The organism is Inquilinus limosus DSM 16000 (assembly GCF_000423185.1).
Classification (GTDB): Bacteria; Pseudomonadota; Alphaproteobacteria; order DSM-16000; family Inquilinaceae; genus Inquilinus; species Inquilinus limosus.
Genome location: NZ_KE383986.1, coordinates 193,617 through 214,582, shown reverse-complemented (window position 1 = coordinate 214,582; position 20,966 = coordinate 193,617). Strand labels below are relative to the sequence as shown.

General features: G+C 70.0%; 16 protein-coding genes. 9 read left to right on the top strand and 7 right to left on the bottom strand.

The genetic code is table 11. From position 1 onward, the window contains the following. The first annotated feature begins 31 nt into the window (after positions 1-31). From G537_RS0132620 to G537_RS44125, 4 genes are all read left to right on the top strand, one after another. Complete coding sequence (locus G537_RS0132620; protein ID WP_034853789.1) at positions 32-1,132, top strand: Do family serine endopeptidase; 1,101 nt, start codon at positions 32-34, stop codon at positions 1,130-1,132. A gap of 468 nt (positions 1,133-1,600) precedes the next feature. After that, positions 1,601-2,668 carry a glycosyltransferase family 4 protein gene (locus G537_RS0132610; RefSeq protein ID WP_026873606.1) on the top strand — a complete coding sequence of 356 codons (1,068 nt, stop codon included), beginning with the start codon at positions 1,601-1,603 and terminating at the stop codon, positions 2,666-2,668. Next, the gene (locus tag G537_RS41260) at positions 2,665-4,845 is read left to right on the top strand and encodes an amylo-alpha-1,6-glucosidase (RefSeq protein WP_211230590.1); all 2,181 of its coding nucleotides are present in this window, start codon (positions 2,665-2,667) and stop codon (positions 4,843-4,845) included. The genes G537_RS0132610 and G537_RS41260 overlap by 4 nt, the downstream gene beginning before the upstream one ends. 66 nt (positions 4,846-4,911) lie before the next feature. Then, positions 4,912-5,250, top strand: a complete 339-nt coding sequence (locus tag G537_RS44125; RefSeq protein WP_155888880.1) for a hypothetical protein — start codon at positions 4,912-4,914, stop codon at positions 5,248-5,250. A gap of 72 nt (positions 5,251-5,322) precedes the next feature. On the opposite strand, the gene G537_RS0132595 is transcribed toward G537_RS44125, so the two are convergent. The 5 genes from G537_RS0132595 to G537_RS0132575 form a co-directional block, all read right to left on the bottom strand. Then, the gene (locus G537_RS0132595) at positions 5,323-9,045 is read right to left on the bottom strand and encodes a vitamin B12-dependent ribonucleotide reductase (RefSeq protein WP_026873604.1); all 3,723 of its coding nucleotides are present in this window, start codon (positions 9,043-9,045) and stop codon (positions 5,323-5,325) included. A gap of 576 nt (positions 9,046-9,621) precedes the next feature. Then, positions 9,622-10,092: a GNAT family N-acetyltransferase gene (locus G537_RS41255; protein WP_051249420.1), complete on the bottom strand. Its 471-nt coding sequence runs from the start codon at positions 10,090-10,092 to the stop codon at positions 9,622-9,624. Positions 10,093-10,165: 73 nt separating this feature from the next. Beyond that, positions 10,166-10,762 carry an ASCH domain-containing protein gene (locus G537_RS41250; RefSeq protein ID WP_034853787.1) on the bottom strand — a complete coding sequence of 199 codons (597 nt, stop codon included), beginning with the start codon at positions 10,760-10,762 and terminating at the stop codon, positions 10,166-10,168. Beyond that, entirely contained in the window at positions 10,762-11,196 is a 435-nt protein-coding gene (locus tag G537_RS0132580) for a bleomycin resistance protein (protein WP_026873603.1), read from the bottom strand. The genes G537_RS41250 and G537_RS0132580 overlap by 1 nt, the downstream gene beginning before the upstream one ends. Before the next feature lie 43 nt (positions 11,197-11,239). After that, positions 11,240-11,674 (bottom strand): GNAT family N-acetyltransferase, encoded by a 435-nt coding sequence (locus G537_RS0132575; protein ID WP_245579186.1) that lies wholly within the window; start codon positions 11,672-11,674, stop codon positions 11,240-11,242. 317 nt (positions 11,675-11,991) lie between these two features. Here G537_RS0132575 and G537_RS0132570 point away from each other — a divergent pair, with 317 nt between their 5' ends. Together G537_RS0132570 and G537_RS0132565 are read left to right on the top strand one after the other, a co-directional pair. Next, positions 11,992-12,801, top strand: a complete 810-nt coding sequence (locus tag G537_RS0132570) for a helix-turn-helix transcriptional regulator (RefSeq protein ID WP_026873601.1) — start codon at positions 11,992-11,994, stop codon at positions 12,799-12,801. Positions 12,802-12,910: 109 nt separating this feature from the next. Beyond that, positions 12,911-15,286, top strand: a complete 2,376-nt coding sequence (locus G537_RS0132565) for a beta strand repeat-containing protein (RefSeq protein WP_026873600.1) — start codon at positions 12,911-12,913, stop codon at positions 15,284-15,286. Positions 15,287-15,312: 26 nt separating this feature from the next. Here the strand turns inward: G537_RS0132565 and G537_RS0132560 are convergent, their stop codons facing one another. Further along, a complete protein-coding gene (locus G537_RS0132560; protein WP_026873599.1) occupies positions 15,313-15,780 on the bottom strand; it encodes a GNAT family N-acetyltransferase in 468 nt (155 codons plus the stop codon). A 90-nt stretch (positions 15,781-15,870) separates the two neighbouring features. Between G537_RS0132560 and G537_RS0132555 the strand changes: the two genes are divergently transcribed. The 3 genes from G537_RS0132555 (at position 15,871) to pseH (ending at position 20,095) form a co-directional block, all read left to right on the top strand. Beyond that, positions 15,871-17,157 (top strand): amidohydrolase family protein, encoded by a 1,287-nt coding sequence (locus G537_RS0132555; RefSeq protein WP_034853785.1) that lies wholly within the window; start codon positions 15,871-15,873, stop codon positions 17,155-17,157. 120 nt (positions 17,158-17,277) lie between these two features. Next, positions 17,278-19,314 carry an elongation factor G gene (locus tag G537_RS0132550; RefSeq protein ID WP_026873597.1) on the top strand — a complete coding sequence of 679 codons (2,037 nt, stop codon included), beginning with the start codon at positions 17,278-17,280 and terminating at the stop codon, positions 19,312-19,314. A 226-nt stretch (positions 19,315-19,540) separates the two neighbouring features. Further along, positions 19,541-20,095, top strand: coding sequence for a UDP-4-amino-4,6-dideoxy-N-acetyl-beta-L-altrosamine N-acetyltransferase (pseH, locus tag G537_RS0132545; protein ID WP_026873596.1), 555 nt, complete (start codon positions 19,541-19,543; stop codon positions 20,093-20,095). Positions 20,096-20,099: 4 nt separating this feature from the next. Here the strand turns inward: pseH and G537_RS41245 are convergent, their stop codons facing one another. Beyond that, positions 20,100-20,936 (bottom strand): L,D-transpeptidase, encoded by an 837-nt coding sequence (locus G537_RS41245; protein WP_064742252.1) that lies wholly within the window; start codon positions 20,934-20,936, stop codon positions 20,100-20,102. Positions 20,937-20,966: the final 30 nt, after the last annotated feature.

Below are 20,966 nucleotides of genomic sequence, written 5' to 3'. Positions count from 1 at the left end.
TCCCATTGGATATCGCCTCGGAGGTATCGCGGTGGTTCGCAGAGTCCTTTCCGGCCGGCTCCGGGCGGCCGTCGGCGCCCTGATCCTCGTCCTGTCCGGCCCGACGGCGCCGGCGGCAGGCACCCTGCCGCCCTTCGCCGGCCCGCAGTTCAACTCGATCGCGCCGATCCTGCAGCAGGTGACGCCGGCCGTCGTCAACATCGCCGTCCGCGGCCATGTGCGCGAACGGAACCCGCTGTTCCGGGACCCGTTCTTCCGCCGCTTCTTCGACATGCCGGAGGTGGTGGAGCGCGAGGTCCAGGCCGCGGGGTCGGGCGTCATCGTCGACGCCCGGAACGGCTACATCCTGACCAACAACCACGTGGTCGACGACGCCGACACGATCCAGGTCACCACCAAGGACAACCGGCGCTTCACGGCCCGGCTGGTCGGGCGCGACCCGGCGACCGACATCGCCGTGCTGCAGATCCCGGGCAATGCCTCGCTGACGCAGATGGCGTTCGGTGACAGCGACCGGCTGCAGGTCGGCGACTTCGTCCTCGCCATCGGCAATCCCTTCGGGCTGGGCCAGACGGTGACCTCGGGCATCGTCAGCGCCCTCGGCCGCAGCGGCATCGGCCGCGACGGCGGTTACCAGGACTTCATCCAGACCGACGCTTCGATCAATCCCGGCAATTCCGGCGGCGCGCTGGTCGACTTGAACGGCCGACTGATCGGCATCAACACGGCGATCCTGTCCTCGACCGGCAGCAATGTCGGGATCGGCTTCGCCGTGCCGATCAACATGGCGCGCGGCGTGATGGACCAGATCATCCGCAACGGCTCGGTGCAGCGCGGACGGATCGGCGTCACCATCCGCGACCTGACGCCCGAATTGTCGGAAACGCTGCATCTCGACCGCTCCCAGGGCGCGGTGGTGGTCTCGGTCGATCGCCGGTCTCCGGCGGCGCGTGCGGGGATCAGGGCCAACGACCTGGTCGTCGCCGTCGACGGGGTGCCGGTGAGAAATTCGACCGAGCTCCGGAACAAGATCGGCCTCATGCCGGTTGGAAACCGCGTCGAACTCACCATCGAGCGGGACGGCAGGACCCAGACCTATGCGGTCGAGGTGGCACCCAGCGGACGCTCGTGACCAGCACGCCCCGATCTCGGGGCTTGGAAGAGAAAGGACCAGCATGACCGGTTCTGCATCATCCATCCGCGCACGAGTTCTCGCAGCCTACCGTTCCAGCCGCGATGGCGGGGCGGATGAATGGACGGCGTGCGAGAGGGCGCTGGAGGTGTTCTGCCGGGCTCATCCGGACGCCTCCTCGGATTTCGCCAACACCTTCGTCTCGGAGGTGCTGCGGGAGGCTTATCCGCCCGATCGCGTCGTGCGCCCGGCCGGCCCGGTGCGGGTCCCGACCTCGGCGCTCCGACGCGCGCCGCGGGCCGGGCGGATGGCGGCGACCGCCCGCACAGCCCATCGCGCGGACGCCGGCACACCTTCGTAGCCGTCGCTCCCTCCCTTCGCCGTCCTGTCCGCGTGCGTACCGACCGGGCGGGCTCCCCGCGTCCCGAAACGGCGGCAACGCTCGCCATGTCACAGCCAGGTTCGACGATGAAGATAGCCCAGATTGCCCCTCTCTACGAAGCCGTGCCGCCCAGGCTCTATGGCGGCACGGAACGGATCGTCGCCCATCTCTCCGACGCCCTCGTCGCGCTGGGCCACGACGTCACGCTGTTCTCAAGCGCCGATGCCCAGACCCGGGCCAGGCTGGTCCCGGTGCGCGACCAGGCGTTCCGGCTCGATCCGAGCCCGCTCAAATCCGACTACGCCGCGCATCTCTCGATGCTGCACGAGCTGCGGCGGCGGGCGGACGAGTTCGACATCATCCATTTCCATGTCGACCTGATCCATTTCCCGGTGTTCGAGGAGATCGCGCACCGGACGGTGACCACCCTGCACGGCCGGCTGGACCTGAAGGACCTGCCGGAGGTGTACCGGCGCTGGCCCGACTACCCGCTGGTCTCGATCTCCGATTCCCAGCGCGCGCCGCTGGCGGACGCCAACTGGGTGGCGACCGTCCATCACGGTCTGGCCGAGGATCTCTTCCATCCGACGGACACGCCGCGGGGCGGCTATCTCGCCTTCCTCGGGCGCATCTCGCCGGAGAAGCGGCCCGACCGGGCGATCGAGATCGCCCGCCGGTCCGGCCGCCGGCTGCGCATCGCGGCCAAGGTCGACGCCGCCGACCAGATCTATTTCCGCGAGACGATCGAACCGATGCTGGACGACCCGCTGGTCGAGTTCATCGGCGAGATCGGCGACGGCGCCAAGGCGGATTTCCTCGGCAACGCCGCCGGCCTCTTGTTCCCGATCGACTGGCCCGAGCCCTTCGGCCTGGTGATGATCGAGGCCATGGCCTGCGGCACGCCGGTGATCGCCTGGAACTGCGGCTCGGTGCCGGAGGTGATCGACACCGGCGAGACCGGCTTCATCGTCCGGTCGATGGAGGAGGCGGTGGAGGCGGTCGGGCGGCTGCCGGAGCTGGATCGGCGGGAGATCCGCCGCAGCTTCGAGCGGCGCTTCTCCAGCCGGGTGATGGCGGAGCGCTATCTCGAGCTGTACCACCGCCTGGCCGGCGTCGAGGACGATCCCACCCCAGCCCTGATGGCGGCCGAGTGAGCCGGCCGGAACCAGAACTGACCCCGGGCGAGCCCGTTCCGGAGCCGGCGCCGCCGCCGGACCTCTCCGCCCGGCGCGTCCCGCTGCGGATGTATTCGCTGAAGCACGGCGACACCTTCCTCGTCGCCGATGCCCTCGGCAACGTCGCCGGCGACGATGATGGGCTGTTCCACAACGACACCCGCATCCTGTCCCGCTTCATCGTCCTGCTCGGCGGCAAGCTGCCCTCCCTGCTCGGCGCCGGGCTCAGCCAGGACAACGCGGTCTTCACCACGCACGCGACCAACCGCACCCCGTCGCCGCTCGGGGACGAAGGGCTGCCGGAAGGGGCGATCCATCTGCAGCGGTCGATCCTGCTGTGGAACGACCGGCTGTACGAGCAGATCCGGGTCGAGAATTTCGGCCAGGCCGAGGTCCAGGTGCCGGTCGCCATCCGCTTCGCGGCGGATTTCCGCGACATGTTCGAGGTGCGCGGCGCCACGCGGCTGCACCGCGGGCGCGTGGCCGACCCCGAGGTGCGCGGCGACGCGGCCGTCCTGCGTTATACCGGGCTGGACAAGGTCGGGCGGCAGGCGGTGATCCGCTTCTCCGAGGCGCCGCGGCGCCTCGACAGCGGCACGGCGGAGTTCCTGTTCCGGCTGCCCGGCCACGGCGCGGTCGATCTCTATATCGAGGTCGGGTCGGAGGAGGAGGCCGCGGCGCCCGGACGGGCCCGGTTCCGCCATGCCGCCGCCCAGGCCAAGCGGCGGATGCGGACGCTGTCGCGGCACGGCACGATCCTGCGCACCTCCGGCCGGCTGTTCAACGACTGGATCGAGAAGTCCCGATCGGACCTTTCGCTGCTGGTGACGGAGCTGCCGACCGGCCCCTATCCCTATGCCGGCATCCCCTGGTTCTCGACCACCTTCGGCCGCGACGCGATCATCACCGCGTTGCAGACGCTGTGGCTGAGCCCGGCGCTGGCGCGGGGCGTGCTGCGCTACCTGGCCTCGCGCCAGGCGCTGGAGGCGTCCGACTTCAAGGACGCCCAGCCCGGCAAGATCATGCACGAGGCGCGCAAGGGCGAGATGGTCGCGCTCGGCGAGTTGCCCTTCGGCGAATATTACGGCGGGGTCGACACCACGCCGCTCTTCGTCATCCTGGCCGGAGCCTATGCCGGCCGGACCGGCGACCTGACGCTGATCGAGGAGCTGTGGCCGGCGCTGCTGCGCGCGATCGGCTGGATCGAGCGGGTCGGCGACAACAACGGTCACGGCTTCGTCGACTACGCCCGCAGCTCCGAGAAGGGGCTGTCCAACCAGGGCTGGAAGGACAGCCACGATTCCGTTTTCCATGCCGACGGCCGGTTCCCGGAGGGACCGATCGCGCTGGCCGAGGTGCAGGGCTACGCCTTCGCCGCCTTCCGCACCATGGCGGATCTGGCGGCGCAGCGCGGGTTGGAGGAGCAGGCGACCCAGTGGCGGGTCCGGGCCGAGGCGCTGCGCATGGCGGTCGAAGGCCGGTTCTGGATGAAGGATCTGGGCTTCTACGCCCTGGCCCTCGACGGCCGCGGCCAGCCTTGCCGCGTCCGCGCCTCCAACGCCGGGCACCTGCTCTATTGCGGCCTGCCGTCGCGGGAGCGGGCGCTGCAGGTCGGGCGGCAGCTGCTCGACGCGCCGTTCTACTCCGGCTGGGGCATCCGCACCCTCGCGCGCGGCGAGGCCAACTTCAACCCGATGTCCTATCACAACGGCTCGGTCTGGCCGCATGACGGGGCGATCTGCGCCGCCGGCCTGGCCCGCTACGGCGAGCGCGACGGCGTGGTCCGTCTGCTGAGCGGGCTGTTCGAGGCGGCGGTGCATTTCGACATGCGCCTGCCGGAGCTGTTCTGCGGCTTCCCGCGGGCGCGCGGCGAGGGGCCGATCGCCTATCCGGTCGCCTGCCTGCCGCAGGCCTGGGCCTCCGGTGCCGTGTTCATGACGCTGCAGGCCTGCCTCGGCCTCAAGATCGACGGCGCCCGCAACCGCATCCGCATCGACCGCCCACGCCTGCCGATCGGCATCGAGACCCTGACCGTGGAGGCGCTGCCGATCGGCGAGCGGCAGGTCACCTTGACCTTCCAGCGCATTGGCGACCAGGTCGTGGTCTCTCCGAGCAGCACCCGCCCGCCCGAGGTCGAGATCATCGCGCGGATGTGAGCCGCTGCCGCGGCACCGGCTGATCCAGCCAGCCTGCTGGCCCTGGCCCTGCATCAGGCCCTGACCTTGTCGGCGACGCTGCTCCGGGTCGAACTGATCGGACGCGCCATAGCTGCGCTGCTTCTGATCGTGATGGCAGTCCGGCTGTTGCGGCAGCGTGCCCCGATCGGTGTGCCGGGCCATGATGCCGCACTTCGCGGAGAAGGTCCGGTGCTCCCGGCTTTCGGCGCCGGCATCTGCATCGCCGCGACGAACCCGATCACCGGCGCGTTCTTCCTGACGCAGTTCCTCGGCATGGTGGCGGAACTGCCAGGGCCGGCGCAGATCTGCATACTGCTGCTGGTGCCGCTGGAGGCGCTCGGCGTCGCCCTGCTCGCGCTCTCTTGTTCGGCGATGGCTGTGTAGATCTAGAAAAGGTGCCCGGGCTTGCGCCCGGGCACCTCTTCTTCCGCTTTGCTTCCTAGCGCCCTCCGGGCCTCAGCTGCAGCCGGTGGTCCCGCCGCAGGTATCGCATTTCAGGCAGGTGCCGTTCCGCACCAGCGTCATGTTCTGGCATTCGGGGCAGGGGTCGCCCTCATAGCCCTTGGCCCGCGCCTCGCGGATCTTGGCCAGGCGGGTGTCGGCCGTGCCGTTCAAGGCCGCACTGCGCAGCGGGACCGGCTCCGGCGCCGACGCCAGGGCGGTGGCGCCTTCGGTGTGCAGGGCGGTCGCCGCCTCGCTCACCAGCTCCTGCACCTCGGTCATCCGGGCGACCGCGACGTCGCGGACATTGCCGCCCTCGAACACCCGGAAGTTGCCGCGGACGAAGCCGGTGGAGGCGACGCGGCGGATCGGCGTCGCCACCTCGGCCACGGCCGGGGCCTTGCCGTCGTCCTTGGCCACGCCCTTGCCGACCGTGTCCGGCGTCAGGTCATCCGGCGTCGCATGGGCGAGATCGCTGCGGCCGAGATAGGAGACCGCCAGCTCGCGGAAGATGTAGTCGATGATCGAGGTCGCCATCTTGATGGCGTCGTTGCCCTGCACCGGGCCTGAGGGCTCGAACCGGGTGAAGGTGAAGGCCTCGACGAACTCCTCCAGCGGCACGCCGTATTGCAGGCCGATCGAGACGGCGATGGCGAAGTTGTTCATCAGGCTGCGGAAGGCGGCGCCCTCCTTGTGCATGTCGATGAAGATCTCGCCGAGGCGCCCGTCATCGTACTCGCCGGTGCGGAGGTAGACCTTGTGGCCGCCGACGATCGCCTTTTGGGTGTAGCCCTTGCGGCGGTGCGGCAGCTTTCCGCGGATGCCGGTCTTCTCGACGATCCGCTCCACCACCCGCTCGACAATCCGCTCCGCCACCATCGGGGCGCGGGCGCCGGCCGGCGCCTCGATGATGCGCTCGACCACGCTCTCCTCCTCGTCCTCGGCGTCGTCCTCGAGGAGGGAGGCGTTGAGCGGCTGGCTCAGCTTCGAGCCGTCGCGATAGAGCGCGTTGGCCTTGAGGCAGAGCTGCCAGGACAGGAGGTAGGCCTGCTTGCAGTCCTCGACCGTGGCCGCGTTCGGCATGTTGATGGTCTTGGAGATCGCGCCCGAAATGAAGGGCTGCGCCGCCGCCATCATCCGGATGTGGCTCTCGACCGACAGGAAGCGCTTGCCGATGCGGCCGCAGGGGTTGGCGCAGTCGAACACCGGCAGATGCTCGTCCTTGAGCTCCGGCGCACCCTCCAGGGTCATGGCGCCGCAGCACCAGGTGTTCGCGGCCTCGATCTCAGCCTTCGAGAAGCCGAGGAAGGCCAGCAGGTCGAAGGACAGGTCGTCCAGCGCCGCGGCCGGCACCTTCAGCGTCCCGGTCAGGAAGTCGTCGCCGAGGGTATAGCGGTTGAACACGAACTTGATGTCGAAGGCCGACTTGAGGCCCAGCTCGACCGCATCGATCGCGGCCTGGGTGAAGCCCTTGGCCTTCAGCGCGGCCCAGCCGATCGCCGGAGAGTTCTCCAGCGTGCCGTGGCCGACGGCGTAGCGGATGATGGCCTCGATCTGATCGTCGTCATAGCCGAGGACGCGCAGCGCCTCCGGCACCACCCGGTTGATGATCTTGAAGTAGCCGCCGCCGGCCAGCTTCTTGAACTTCACCAGGGCGAAGTCCGGTTCGATGCCGGTGGTGTCGCAATCCATCACCAGGCCGATCGTGCCGGTCGGCGCGATCACCGTCGCCTGGGCGTTGCGGTAGCCGAAGCTCTCGCCGAGGCCGAGCGCGCGGTCCCAGGCACGGCGGGCGGCGGCGACCAGCTCCTGGTCCGGGCAGGCGTCGGCCTCCAGCGGCACCGGCAGGATCGACAGGCCCTCATAGCCTTCCGTCTCGCCATAGGCGGCACGGCGGTGGTTGCGGATCACGCGCAGCATGTGCGGCGCGTTCTTCTGGTAGCCGGGGAAGGGGCCGACGGCCTTCGCCATCTCGGCCGAGGTGGCGTAGGCGACGCCGGTCATCAGCGCGGTGATGGCGCCGCAGATCTCGCGGCCCTCCGCGCTGTCATAGGGGATGCCCGACGCCATCAGCAGGCCGCCGATATTGGCGTAGCCCAGGCCGAGGGTGCGGAACTCGTAGGACAGGCGTGCGATCTCCCGGCTCGGGAACTGCGCCATCATCACCGCGATCTCGAGGGTGATGGTCCACAGCCGGCAGGCGTGCTCGAAGGCCGGCACGTCGAAGGACCCGTCGGCGCGGCGGAAGGTCATCAGGTTCAGGGACGCCAGGTTGCAGGCCGTGTCGTCCAGGAACATGTATTCCGAGCACGGATTGGAGGCGTTGATCCGCCCCGATTCCGGGCAGGTGTGCCACTCGTTGATGGTGGTGTCGAACTGCAGCCCCGGATCGGCCGAGGCCCAGGCGGCGTGGCCGATCTTCTCCCACAGGTCGCGGGCCTTCAGCGTCTTCGCCACCTTGCCGTCGATGCGGCGGATCAACTGCCACTCGCCGTCCTGCTGCACCGCTTCGAGGAAGGTGTTGGTGAGACGGACGGAGTTGTTCGAGTTCTGGCCGGAGACGGTGAGGTAGGCGTCCGAATCCCAGTCGGTGTCATAGACCTTGAAGTCGATGCCGGTGTAGCCCTGGCGCGCGAAGTGGATGACGCGCTGGACGTAGTTCTCCGGCAGCATCGCCTTGCGGGCGGCCAGGATGGCGCGCTTCAGCGCCTTGTTCTGCTTCGGATCGAAGCGGTCGCCGGTCTCGGCGTCGGAGACGCCGTGGCACGCCTCCATCACCTCGTTCAGATGCTTGCGGGCGAGCTTCGAGCCGGCGACAAGGGCCGCGACCTTCTGCTCCTCGACCACCTTCCAGTCGATATAGGTCTCGATGTCCGGGTGGTCGATGTCGACCGTCACCATCTTGGCGGCGCGGCGGGTGGTGCCGCCCGACTTGATCGCCCCGGCGGCGCGGTCGCCGATCTTCAGGAAGCTCATCAGGCCGGAGGAGCGGCCGCCGCCGGACAGGCGCTCGCCCTCGCCGCGCAGCTTGGAGAAGTTCGAGCCGGTGCCGGAGCCGTATTTGAACAGGCGCGCCTCGCGGACCCACAGGTCCATGATGCCGCCCTCGTTCACCAGGTCGTCGGCGACCGACTGGATGAAGCACGCATGCGGCTGCGGCCGCTCATAGGCGCTGTCGGACAGGCGCGGCTCGCCGGTCGCCTCGTCGACATACCAGTGGCCCTGGGCCGGGCCGTCGATGCCATAGGCCCAGTGCAGGCCGGTGTTGAACCATTGCGGGCTGTTCGGCGCGGCCATCTGCTGCGCCAGCATGAAGCGCATCTCGTCGAAATAGGCGCGGGCGTCGGCGGCCGAATCGAACAGCCCGCCCTTCCAGCCCCAATAGGCCCAGGTGCCGGCCAGCCGGTCGAACACCTGCCGCGCCGTGCGCTCGCCACCGCTGCGCTCCGACTCGGGCAGCCCAGCCAGCGCCTTCTCGTCGGGGACGCTGCGCCACAGGAACTCGGGCACGCCCTTCTCGCGGACGCGCTTCAGCCGCGCCGGCACGCCGGCCTTGCGGAAATACTTCTGTGCCAGGATGTCCGACGCGACCTGGCTCCATTCCGCCGGCACCTCGATGTCGGTCTGGCGGAACACCACCGAGCCGTCCGGATTGCGGATCTCGCTGGTCGCCGACCGGAACTCGATCCCCTCATAGGCGTCGTGCCCTTCGGCCGTGAAGCGCCGTTCGATCCGCATGGTCCCCAATCCTCCTTCTCCGTCGCGCCGCCGCGACCCCCGCCTGATGTCCTCGGGGACCGCGATCCCCGCGCCGAACTCCACCGGCGACTCCGCGTCAACGGGCCGCCACAGACCAGTCAAGGAACCGTCATTCTAAGTCGAAAACAAGTATTGAAAATCGAAATTTTGCTCCCTCTGTGGATAACCTGGTGGATAGACCAGTGAATACCCGGTGAGGAACCAGTGGTTATTTTCCATGAGCCGCAGAAGCCTGCGGCTTTCCGGACCTGGCGCGGTCCCGCCCCCGAGAGAATCGCCACAGATCCGATTCTTGTGGCTGGCCCCAGCGGTGGGTGGTTTGCCGTGCCCAGGCCCCACATATTGTGTCAGTTCCGTGGCGGGTGCAAGCGCGGAATTGTTCAATCCAGGGTCGTTCCGCATGCGGATTCGTCATGGGAATCACAGGGTTGCGGGCGATGGTTCAGAGCCCGTGGAAGAATGGGATGTTATGAATCCGCTGACGGCGCGGTCGAGGGCCGCAATACGGCGGCGGTGAAGGCGCCCCGGAATCCGCCGCAGGAGGGCAGCGCCTTCTCAGGCTTCCGGGAACCCGAGGAGGAGATCGGGCAGCCCCTCTTCGTTGTCGGACCCGTCGCCTTCGCTGAGAATCACGCCGCCATGCGACCGGTAGAACGCAAGGGCGCGGGCGTTGTGGGCGAAGCAGTAGAGGCGCAGCCCCGGGCTTTCGCGCCGGGCCCAGGCCAGCAGGGCCGTGCCGATGCCGCGGCGGTGGTGGTCCGGGTGGATGTAGAGCTGGTCGAGCCAGCCGTTGTGGAGCGCGGCGTAGCCGACCGGCGCCCCGTCGCGGCAGGCGATCATGACCTGCGACTGCTGGATGGTGCGCAGCAGGAAGCGGCGGACCGAGGTGCGGCTGTGCAGATTCGGGATGTCGGCCGACTCGCGGGCCCGGCGATGGATCGCCGCCAGCGTGCCGGCGTCCGCGGCCGTGGCCGGCCGCAGCGTCAGCCCGGCCGATTCCTCCTTGCTTGGGCTGGCGTCGTCCAAGGCGGTCCCGCCGATTCCGTCCGAAGGTGGCGCGACCATGCGGGCAGGGGCGGGGGGCGTCAAGGCTTGGGCGTCAACACCGGGGGGCGGTGTCCTCCCCGATCCGGTCGAGCAGGGCGCGGCCGCGCGGCGACAGGCGGTAGCCGACCTCCAGGCTCTCGGTCAGTCCCAGCGCCTTCAGCTTGCGCACATCCGTCTTGAAGGCGGCGGTCTCGCGGCCGAGGCGGGCGGCCAGCTCCGGGGCCCTAGTGCCGGGATGCTCGGCGATCAGCCGCAGCACCGCCCGGGTCCAGGCGCCATGCCGGCCGGCGTGGTCGAGCCGGTCCAGCCGCTCGCGCAGGGCAACGACGTCGTCGGCCGTGAGATCATCCTGCTCCCGCAGCGCCGCGCGCGGATCCGCGCCCTGAAGCCGGAAGGCGATGCGGTACAGCTCGCGCTCCGTCGGCCCCAGCCCGGCGAGCAGGTCGTCGCGTCCGGCGAATCCGGCCCGCCGGGCCTCGGCATCGGTGATCCGGTCCGCGGCGACGATATCGACGGCCTCGATCGCCAGCACCCCGACCGGCGTGGTCAGGGTGCCGCCCGGCCGCACCGTCGGCCGGCGCCAGCGGCGGAAGGCGAGGGTGACGGCGCCGGCGGCGATCCGGTCCAGCACCGGGCGCTTGAACAGCATCAGCGGCCGTCCCGCGGCGCCGGCCGCGACCCGACAGGCTGGCAGAACCGCAGCAGATAGCCGTCGGGATCCTGGACCACGAACTGGCGCTGGCCGAGCATGACGGCGTCGCGGCGGTACCAGCGCTCCTCCAGCGGCCGCTCGATCGGGGCCCCGGCGGCCAGCACGGCGGCGTTCAGGGCATCGACATCCGCGACCTCGATCTGGAGGTTGATGCCGCGGCCGTGAGGGCGCTCCAGCGGTCCGGCCAGCCATATGCGGCCCGGATCGGCGGGCTGGTCCAGCATCAGCGCGGCGCCGTCCCGGTCGAGATAAGCGAAGCGCTCCTCCGGCCGTTCGTACAGCACGGCGAATCCGAGCAGCCCGGTGTAGAAGCTGAGGCTGCGGCCGATGTCCGAGACGTAGAGCTCGGGCACGAGCTTGGGTGACGGCATGGCGATACTCCCCCGGGGACACCGTAGCCGATGCCTGTCGCCCTCACAGCTCCAGCTTCATGCCCTCATGGCTGGCGACGAAGCCGAGGCGCGCATAGAAGCGGTGGGCGTCGGGCCGGCGCTTGTCGGTGGTGAGCTGGACCAGGGCGCAGCCGCGCGCCCGCGCCCGGGCGATCGCCCATTCCATCATCGCCCGCCCGGCGCCCCGGCCTCGCTGCGCCGACTCGATGCGCACGGATTCGATCTGCGCCCGCCAGGCGCCGCGGCGCGACAGGCCGGGGATGAAGCTGAGCTGGAAGCAGCCCACCACCCGGCCATCCAGCTCCGCCACGACCATCTCTTGGTTCGGGTCGGCGGCGATCGCGGCGAAGGCCGCCTGATAGGGCGCCTCGACCGCCGTCTCGCGGTTCTTGCCCAGCGGATCGTCCGCCAGCAGGCGCAGGATCGCCGGCAGATCGGCCGCTGCGGCCGCACGCATCGTCACATCCATCATCCGCTCCGCAATTCCGTCTCTCGCCGTAACGGCTTATCGTGAGGCCATACCCATTGCGAGAGCCATGGCGGCCGCTGAGCATCGTCGCCGAGCAGGTGGAGGACGCCGAAACCCTCGATCTCGTCTGCGCCATGGGGATCGACCGGGCGCACGCTTCTCCGTGGGCCGGCCGAGGCCGCTGGACACCCTGTTCGAAGCCTGAGGCTGTGCGCGCCGTCACCGCGACAGGCGGCGGCGAGATCATTATGATCTTATGCACGCCATGGGCAGCGCCAGATTTGGGCGCGAGGAGAGGGGGCATCATGCGAGGCCGTTCCATCGGCGGGGCGGCGGTCCGGCCGGGCGCCGATGTGTCGTCCGCCGGCGGCCGGGCGGACGAGCCGCAGCTTCTCCGGCTGATCGACCTGATCTACGAAGCCGGCACCGGCAGCGAGGACTGGTTCGCCGTGCTGCGCCGCCTGGGCCAGGCGCTGGGCGGGGAGTCGCTGGTGCTGCGCCGGATCGGCCCGAAAGCGCCGAGCCCCGCGACCCTGGCGACCGAGACCGACCCGGACTATGTCGAGCGCTACCACGCGCACTACCACAAGCTGCTGCCGCTGCTGCCCGTGCTGCCGCGGCTGAAGCCCGGCGCCGCCTTCGCCCATTCGGCTCTGATCCCGGATACCGAGTACCGGCGCACCGAGTTCTACAACGACTTCATGCGGCCGCAGGGCAAGGACCACGGCCTGTACTGGGTGGATTTCGAGCGCCGGGATCTCTCGGCGATGCTGTCGGTCTGGCGACCGCGGCGCCGGCCGGACTGGGACGACGCGCAGATCCGGATGCTGCGCCTGATCGGGCCGCATCTCAGCCGAGCGCTGAGGATCGAGCGCGGACTGGCCGCGCTACAGGCTTCCGCCTTGCCCGCGTCGCCGTCGCCCCTGACCCCGCGCGAATGCGACTGCCTGTCCTGGATCGCCCGCGGCGCGTCGAGCAAGGAGACAGCGCGCCGGCTGTCGCTTTCGGTCTACACCGTCAACGAATATGTCGCCTCGGCCATGCGCAAGCTGGGCGCCGGCAGCCGCGCCGAGGCCGTCGCGATGGCGCTGCTCAGCGGCGCGATCGGCGGCTAGCCCCCGGTCACGGCCAGCGTAATAAAATATCTGCAAAACGAACCGTCATTAGCGTCCGTTTCCGGCAGGATCCGAGGGCGAAATTCTCGTTTTCCGAGCGGAATCCATCATGGCGGTCATCAACGGCGGCGCTGGCATCGACAATCTCGAGGGTACGGCGAGCAACGACACGATCAACGGGCTCGGCGGCAACGACACCCTCGACGGGGCTGCGGGCCAGGACACGCTGAACGGCGGCGACGGAAACGATCGGCTGCGCGGTGGGCTCGGCGCGGACACGCTGAACGGCGGTGCCGGGACCGACACCGCCGATTACGGCGCCAGCGCCGCGGGGGTGACCGTCACGATCGGCGGCACCGGCAGCGGCGGCGATGCCCAGGGCGACGTGGTGGCCGCCGATGTCGAGAACATCGAGGGATCGGCCTTCAACGACACGCTCACCGGTTCGGCCGCGGCCAACCGGCTGGTCGGCGGGGCGGGCAGCAACATCCTTTATGGCCTCGGCGGCGACGACAGCCTGGTCGCGGGCGACGCGTCGGGATCGGGCAACGACCTGCTCGACGGCGGCGCTGGCAACGATACCTTGGCCGCAGGCGCCGGCACGGACACGCTGCGCGGCGGCGACGGGAACGACGTCCTCCAGGGGGGCGCCGGCGCGGACACGCTGAGCGGCGGCGCCGGCATCGACCAGATCACGTATTTCCTCAGCTCCGCCGGCGTCGTCATCAACCTGACGGCCCTGACTGCGTCGGGCGGCGACGCGCAAGGCGACGTGATCGGGGCGGATATCGAGACCATCGAGGGCTCGAACGGCTTCGCCGACACGCTGACCGGATCGGCTGCGGCCAACGCCCTGCTCGGCCAGGGCGGCAACGACGTGCTCGATGGCCAGGGCGGTGACGATTCGCTGGACGGGGGCGCCGGCGACGACGTGCTGCGTGGTGGTGCCGGAAACGACGTGCTCCATGGCGGGATCAGCAGCCTGAACGGCAGCAGCGGCAACGATGTGCTCGACGGCGGCGCCGGGGCGGACACGCTGAACGGTGGCGCCGGCATCGACACCGTCCGCTACTATGACGGCCCGGCCGGTGTCACCGTGACGATCGGCGGGACCGGCATCGGTGGCGACGCCCAGGGCGACACGATCGGCAGCGATATCGAGAACATCCAGGGCACCAACGGGTTCAACGACGTCCTGACCGGGTCGATCTTCGGCAATGCGCTGTCGGGCAATGGCGGCAACGACACGCTCGGCGGCCTGGGCGGCAACGACACGCTCGACGGCGGGGCCGGCAACGATGTGCTCCAGGGCGGGGAGGGCGCGGACGCGCTGATCGGCGGCGCCGGTATCGACACGATCGCCTATGGCGGCACGGTCGGGGTGACGGTGGACCTGAGCCAGCTCACCACCGCCGGCGGCGAGGCCGAGGGCGACAGCATCGGCGCCGACATCGAGAATATCCGCGGCACCGGCGTCGGCGACACCCTGACGGGCTCGAATGTCGCCAATGCGCTCTCGGGCCTGGCCGGCGCCGATGTGCTGTCCGGCCTAGCCGGGAACGACACGCTCAACGGCGGCGACGGGGACGACTTCCTCACCGGCGGCGCCGGTGCCGATGTGCTGGCCGGCGGCGCCGGCATCGACACGATCAACTATGACGGCCCGGCCGGGGTGACCGTCAACCTGACCACGCTGGCCGCATCGGGCGGCGACGCCCAGGGCGACGTGATCGGCGGCGACATCGAGAACATCGTGGGCACCGTCGGCTTTGGCGACGTGCTGACCGGCTCGGCCGCGGCCAACACCCTGTCCGGCTACGGCGGCGCCGACACGCTCAACGGCATGGCGGGCAACGACACGCTCAACGGCATGGACGGCAACGACGTGCTCCGCGGCGGGGCGGGGGCGGACCGCCTGGACGGCGGCGCCGGCACCGATACCGTCAGCTACTACGAGAGTTCGGTCGGGATCTCGGTCAGCCTCGCCACCGGCAAAGGCAGCGGCGGCGATGCCCAGGGCGACATCCTGGTCGGGATCGAGAACCTCTCCGGCAGTCAGGGCAATGACGGCCTGGCCGGGAACGCCGGCGCCAACACGCTGCAGGGCTGGAACGGCAATGACGCCCTCGTCGGGGGGGGCGGCAAGGATATGCTGTCCGGCGGCGCGGGGGCGGACCGGTTCTACTTCACCGCCCTCGGCGACAGCGTGGTCGGGGCCAATGCCGACCGGATCACCGATTTCAGCCACGCCCAGGCCGACCGCATCGACCTGAGCGCAATCGACGCCAACGCTGGCGCCGCCGGCGACCAGGCCTTCAGCTTCATCGGCACCGGCCTCTACACCGGCGTCGCCGGCCAGCTGCGCTACGCCGTGACCAACGGCATCACCACCATCGCCGGCGACGTCAACGGCGACAAGGTCACCGACTTCCACATCACCCTGACCGGCAGCATCGCCCTCGTCGCCGCCGATTTCGTGCTGTAGGCGCGCCGGTCGGCGGCTCGGAGGCTTCAGGCGGGGACGGGCTTGGCCATGTGCACGATGGTGAACTCGCCCCGCTGCTCCTGATGCGTCTCGCGATAGCCGCGGGCGGCATAGAGGGCTCGGTTCTCCGACATCCGGATGTTGGTGTAGAGCCGGATCTCGGGCAGGCCGCGCTGCCGCGCCTCCTGCTCGGCGAAGTCCAGCAGCCGGCGGCCGAGGCCGCGGCCCTGATGGCTGGGATCGACCGCGACGTTGACGATCAGAAGATGGTCGGGCTCGGGCTTCAGCTCGATCAGTGCGATGCCGCCGTGGATGCCGTCGATCATCCAGATCTCGTGCTCGGCCAGGGCGCGGACATAGTCGGCGCGCATCGGCATCGGCTCGCGGCCGACGCTGATGATCCATTTCGCATAGGCGCGGCGCACCAGGGCGCGGATCGCCTCCGCCTCGTCGGGCCGGGCACGGCGGATCTCGCCCCATGTCGAGCTGAACACGGGTGCTCTCCCGTCTTTCTCTGCACTGGCCGCATGCTATCGTCGGCGGCGCCGTTCCCTCAGTGAAATTTCGTGAAGGCCAGCCCCGCCATGGATCTCGTCCTGCGCAACGCCAACCTGCCCGACGGCCGCACCGGCATCGACATCGGCATCGACGGCGGCCGCATCGCCGCGGTCGAGCCGCATCTGGCGGCGGAGGCGGGGCAGGAGATCGACGCCACCGGCCGGCTGGTGACGCCGCCCTTCGTCGATGCGCATTTCCATCTCGACGCCACGCTGTCGCTCGGCCTGCCGCGGATGAACCGTTCCGGCACGCTGCTCGAAGGCATCGCGCTGTGGGGCGAGCTGAAGCCGCAGCTGACGCAGGAGGCGGTGATCGCCCGCGCCATGGCCTATTGCGACCTCGCCGTGGCGCAGGGGCTGCTGGCGATCCGCAGCCATGTCGACGTCTGTGACGACCGGCTCCTGGCGGTCGAGGCGCTGCTCGAGGTCAAGCGACGGGTCGCGCCCTATCTCGACCTGCAGCTGGTCGCCTTCCCGCAGGACGGGCTGTACCGCTCCGCCAGCGCCGAGCGGAACCTGCTGCGCGCGCTCGACCTCGGCGTCGACGTGGTCGGCGGCATCCCGCATTTCGAGCGCACCATGGCGGACGGCGCCGCCTCGGTCCGGCGGCTGTGCGAGATCGCGGCGGAGCGGGGGCTGCCGGTCGACCTGCATTGCGACGAGAGCGACGACCCGCTGTCGCGCCATATCGAGACGCTGGCGGCGGAGACGCATCGCCTCGGCCTCGGCGGGCGGGTGACCGGGTCGCACCTGACCTCGATGCATTCGATGGACAACTACTACGTCTCGAAGCTGATCCCGCTGATGCGCGAGGCCGGCGTCGCCGCGATCGCCAACCCGCTGATCAACATCACCCTGCAGGGCCGGCACGACACCTATCCGAAGCGCCGCGGCATGACCCGGGTGCCGGAGCTGATGGCGGCCGGCATCACCGTCGCCCTGGGCCAGGACTGCGTCATGGACCCCTGGTATTCGATGGGCTCGGCCGACATGCTGGAGGTGGCCCATATGGCGGTGCATGTCGGGCAGATGACCGCGCTCGACGCCATCGGCCGCTGCTTCGCCGCGGTGACCACGGAGGCGGCGAAGATCCTGGAGCTCGACGGCTACGGCCTGGCGCCGGGCTGCCGGGCCGACCTGGTGGTGCTGCAGGCGGCCGACCCGTTCGAGGCGGTGCGGCTGAAGGCGACCCGCCTCCTGGTCCTGGGCGCCGGCCGGGTGATCGCCCGGACGCCGGAGCGGGTGACGGCGCTGGACCTGCCGGGCCGCCCGCCCAGCGTCGCCCCGACCTTCACGCCGGGGTCGATCGCCTGACGATTCGATCGGGGCTGTGCCGATCGTCGCGAAAGTGCCATCCTGATCCTCCAAGGCGCCCGCGTGATCGGGCAATGCGCCCGGTCGGCACGGCGGGCCCGTGCAGAAGGGAGGATGCGCATGCCGCAGGAACGCCCTGCCCCCAGATACAGAAGCGCGGCCCTGGTCGGGCCGTATTCGAGCGGCAAGACCACGCTGCTGGAGGCGCTGCTGCACAGCGCCGGCGCGATCCCGCGCAAGGGCAGCGTGGCCCAGGGCAACACGGTGGGCGACGCCTCGCCCGAATCCCGCGCCCGGCAGATGACGATCGAGCCGAACATCGCCTCCTGCCGCTATCTCGACGAGGACTGGACCCTGATCGACTGCTCCGGCTCGGTCGAGCTGGCGCAGGACGCCCTGGCCGCGTTGATGGTCGCCGACATCGCCGTGGTGGTGGCCGAGGCCGACCCGGACCGCGCCGTGATCCTGGCGCCGCTGCTGCGCTTCCTCGACGAACACGAGATCCCGCACATCCTGTTCATCAACAAGATGGACCGGTCCGGCATCCGCATGCGCGACCTGCTGGCCGCCCTGCAGCAGGTCTCGTCCCGGCCCTTGCTGCTCCGCGAAGTCCCGATCCGCGAGGCCGACAGCGTCTCCGGCTATGTCGACCTGGTCAGCGGCCGTGCCTACAAATGGCGAGAGAACCAGTCCTCCGACCTGATCGAGGCGCCCGGCGACATCAGGCCGCGCCAGGAGGAGGCGCGCCAGACCCTGCTCGAATCCCTGGCCGATTTCGACGACGCCCTGTTGGAGCAGCTGCTGGAGGACAAGATCCCGGCGCCGCAGGAGATCTATGCCCAGCTCACCCGCGACCTGCAGCAGGATCTGATCGTGCCGGTGTTCTTCGGCTCGGCCGAGCACGGCAACGGCGTCACCCGGCTGTGGAAGGCGCTGCGCCACGAGACGCCGTCGCATGAGGCGGCGGCGATGCGGCTGGGCTATGACGCCAATGGCGGCTTCGCCGCGACCGTGTTCAAGACCCAGCATCAGCCGCACACCGGCAAGCTCAGCCTGGCGCGGATCTGGAGCGGCCGGCTGGCCGACAACAGCAATCTCGGCAGCCGCCGCATCTCCGGCGTCTATCGGCTGAAGGGCGGCGAGAGCCAGAAGCTGGCCGAGGCCGGGCCGGGCGAGATCGTCGGCATCGCCCGGCTCGACGACCTCGCCACCGGCCATACCCTGCGCGCCGACGGCACCGCCGAGGCGACCTGGAACTGGCCGAAGCCGGCGGAACCGGTGCATGCCGTCGCCCTGGCCCTGTCGGACCGCAAGGACGACGTCAAGCTGACCACCTCGCTCGCCAAGATCTGCGAGGAGGACACGGGCCTGTCGGTGCAGCATGTCGAGGCCACCGGCGAGCTGACCCTGGCCGGGCAGGGCGATATCCAGCTGCAGATCGCGGTCGAGCGGCTGAAGAGCCGGTTCAACGTCGCGGTGACCACGGTGCCGACCCGCACCGCCTATCGCGAGACGATCCGGCGGCCGACCAAGCAGCATTCCCGCTTCAAGCGCCAGACCGGCGGCCACGGCCAGTTCGCCGACATCCATGTCGAGATCCGGCCGCTGCCCCGCGGCGAGGGCTTCCTGTTCGAGAACAAGGTGGTCGGCGGCGCCGTGCCGAAGAATTACATCCCGGCGGTGGAGGCGGGGGCGCGCGAGGCCCTGAACCGCGGCCCGCTGGGCTTCCCGGTGGTCGACGTCGCCGTGGCCCTGACCGATGGCCAGCACCATTCGGTCGACAGCTCCGACCAGGCCTTCCGCACCGTGGCACAGATGGCGATGGCCGAAGGGCTGGCGAATTGCGACCCGGTGCTGCTGGAGCCGATCCAGGCGGTCACCATCGCGGTGCCGGCGGAATACACCGCCAAGGTCCATGCCATCGTCTCCAGCCGGCGCGGCCAGATCCTCGGCATGACCGCGCGCGAGGGCTGGACCGGCTGGGACCTGATCGAATGCCAGATGCCGGAGGCGGAGATGCACGGCCTGGCGGTCGAGCTGCGCTCGGCCACGCTCGGCGTCGGCAGCTTCACCGCCCGCTTCGACCATCTGCAGGAGCTGATGGGCCGCATCGCCGAGCAGGTGGTGGAGGAACGCCGGCGCGCTTTGGCGGCTTAGGGCCGGAGCAGCGCGCCGCCTCCGCCGCCATTCCGTCACTGCGAGGAGGCGAAGCCGACGAAGCAATCCAGGAGCCGGAGCAAGCGGCCCTGGATTGCTTCGCTGCGCTCGCAATGACGGTGTTGGCGGTGGCGACGCGGAAGGCCGGCGGGCTCGGCTCTTGGCAGCGGCGCGCGGGCCGGCCTATGACAGCACACGCATCGCGAGAATCCGGGGGAGCGCGGGAATGCTGAGCCTGAGGCGGGTGGACGCGGAGGATTCCGACCGGCTGTTCACCTGGCGGAACCTGCCGCATGTCGCGGTCCACCAGTACACCGACCATGTCATCACACGGGACGAGCACGACGCCTGGTTCGCCCGCGCCATGGCCGATCCGCGCCGGATCTACTGGATCATCCAGGACGACGGCGAGCCCATCGGCCTCGCCAACCTGGTCGACATCGACCAGCAGAACAGCAAGTGCTCCTGGGCCTTCTATCTCGGCGCCGGGGAACTGCGCGGCAAGGGCATCGGCAGCTGGGTCGAGCTCAAGGTGCTGGACCACGTCTTCCTCGAGCTGAAGCTGAACAAGCTGTGCTGCGAGGTGCTGGCCAGCAATCCCGGCGTGGTGCGGATGCACAAGCGCTTCGGCTTCCAGGAGGAGGGGCTGCTGCGTCAGCATGTGCGCAAGCAGGGCCAGTTCCTCGACGCCCATGTGCTGGGCCTGCTGCGCGACGAATACCTGGTGCAGCGCGACGCTCTGGTCGCGATGCTGCGCGAGCGCGGGGTGCAGACCGAATAGGCCGTCACTGAACCTGGGCTGTGGCCGCGGAGGCCTCAGCGGAATCCACGATCACCAGCATGTTTCCCGCGAGCGGCGTCGGCGTGCGGTCGGGGCGCAGCACGGCGTCATAGCGGGGGTCGATCTTCGCGGCCGACTCGTAGTCGATGTCGAGGACGCCGTTGCGGTCCAGGAAGACGTTCATCGGTCCCGGGACGCGGATGCATCCCTTCGAGGCCGGCTGGCCTAGGCGCTGCTCCAGCGTGTCCGGATCGGTGGCGTGGAGCAGCAGCCGGATGGTCGATTCCCGGCCTTCCGCCTCCCAGCCCCGCTCGGCGGTCTGCCAGCCGAAATCCCACACCCGCATGCCCTCGAGGCCGAGGCCGCGGATGCCGTTCGCGTTGAAGGTGCCTTCGGCGCGCCAGTCGAGGATCTCGTCGGTGTGCGGGAACACGCCGGTCGGGGTGATGAAATAGCCGTTCCGGCCCTCCTGCCCGGTCGAGACCTTCGCGCCGCCGAGGCTCAGCCAGCCGCCGGAGGGCTGGGCTACCAGGATGCGCATCTCCTGAACGGCGGGGTTCCGGTCGACCACCACCACCAGCTGCGGCCGGCGGATGGCGTGGCCTTCGGCCTTGATCTCGGCCTGCGCCAGGGCCGCCCATCGCCGCTCGCTGTCCGGCGCGTCCGTGATCCGGCCGGGCACGTCCCGCGCCAGCGCCGCCCGCAGCCGGGCGACCTCGGCGCCGACATCGACCGGCGTGCCGATGGGCGCCGTTCCGGGCAGCGCTGAACTCGGGGGCAGTGCCCGATCGCATCCCCAGATCAGGAGCGACAGGGCGGCAAGCAGGAAACGTGCGGACATGGGATCTGCACAGTCGCAATGGCAGAGAAC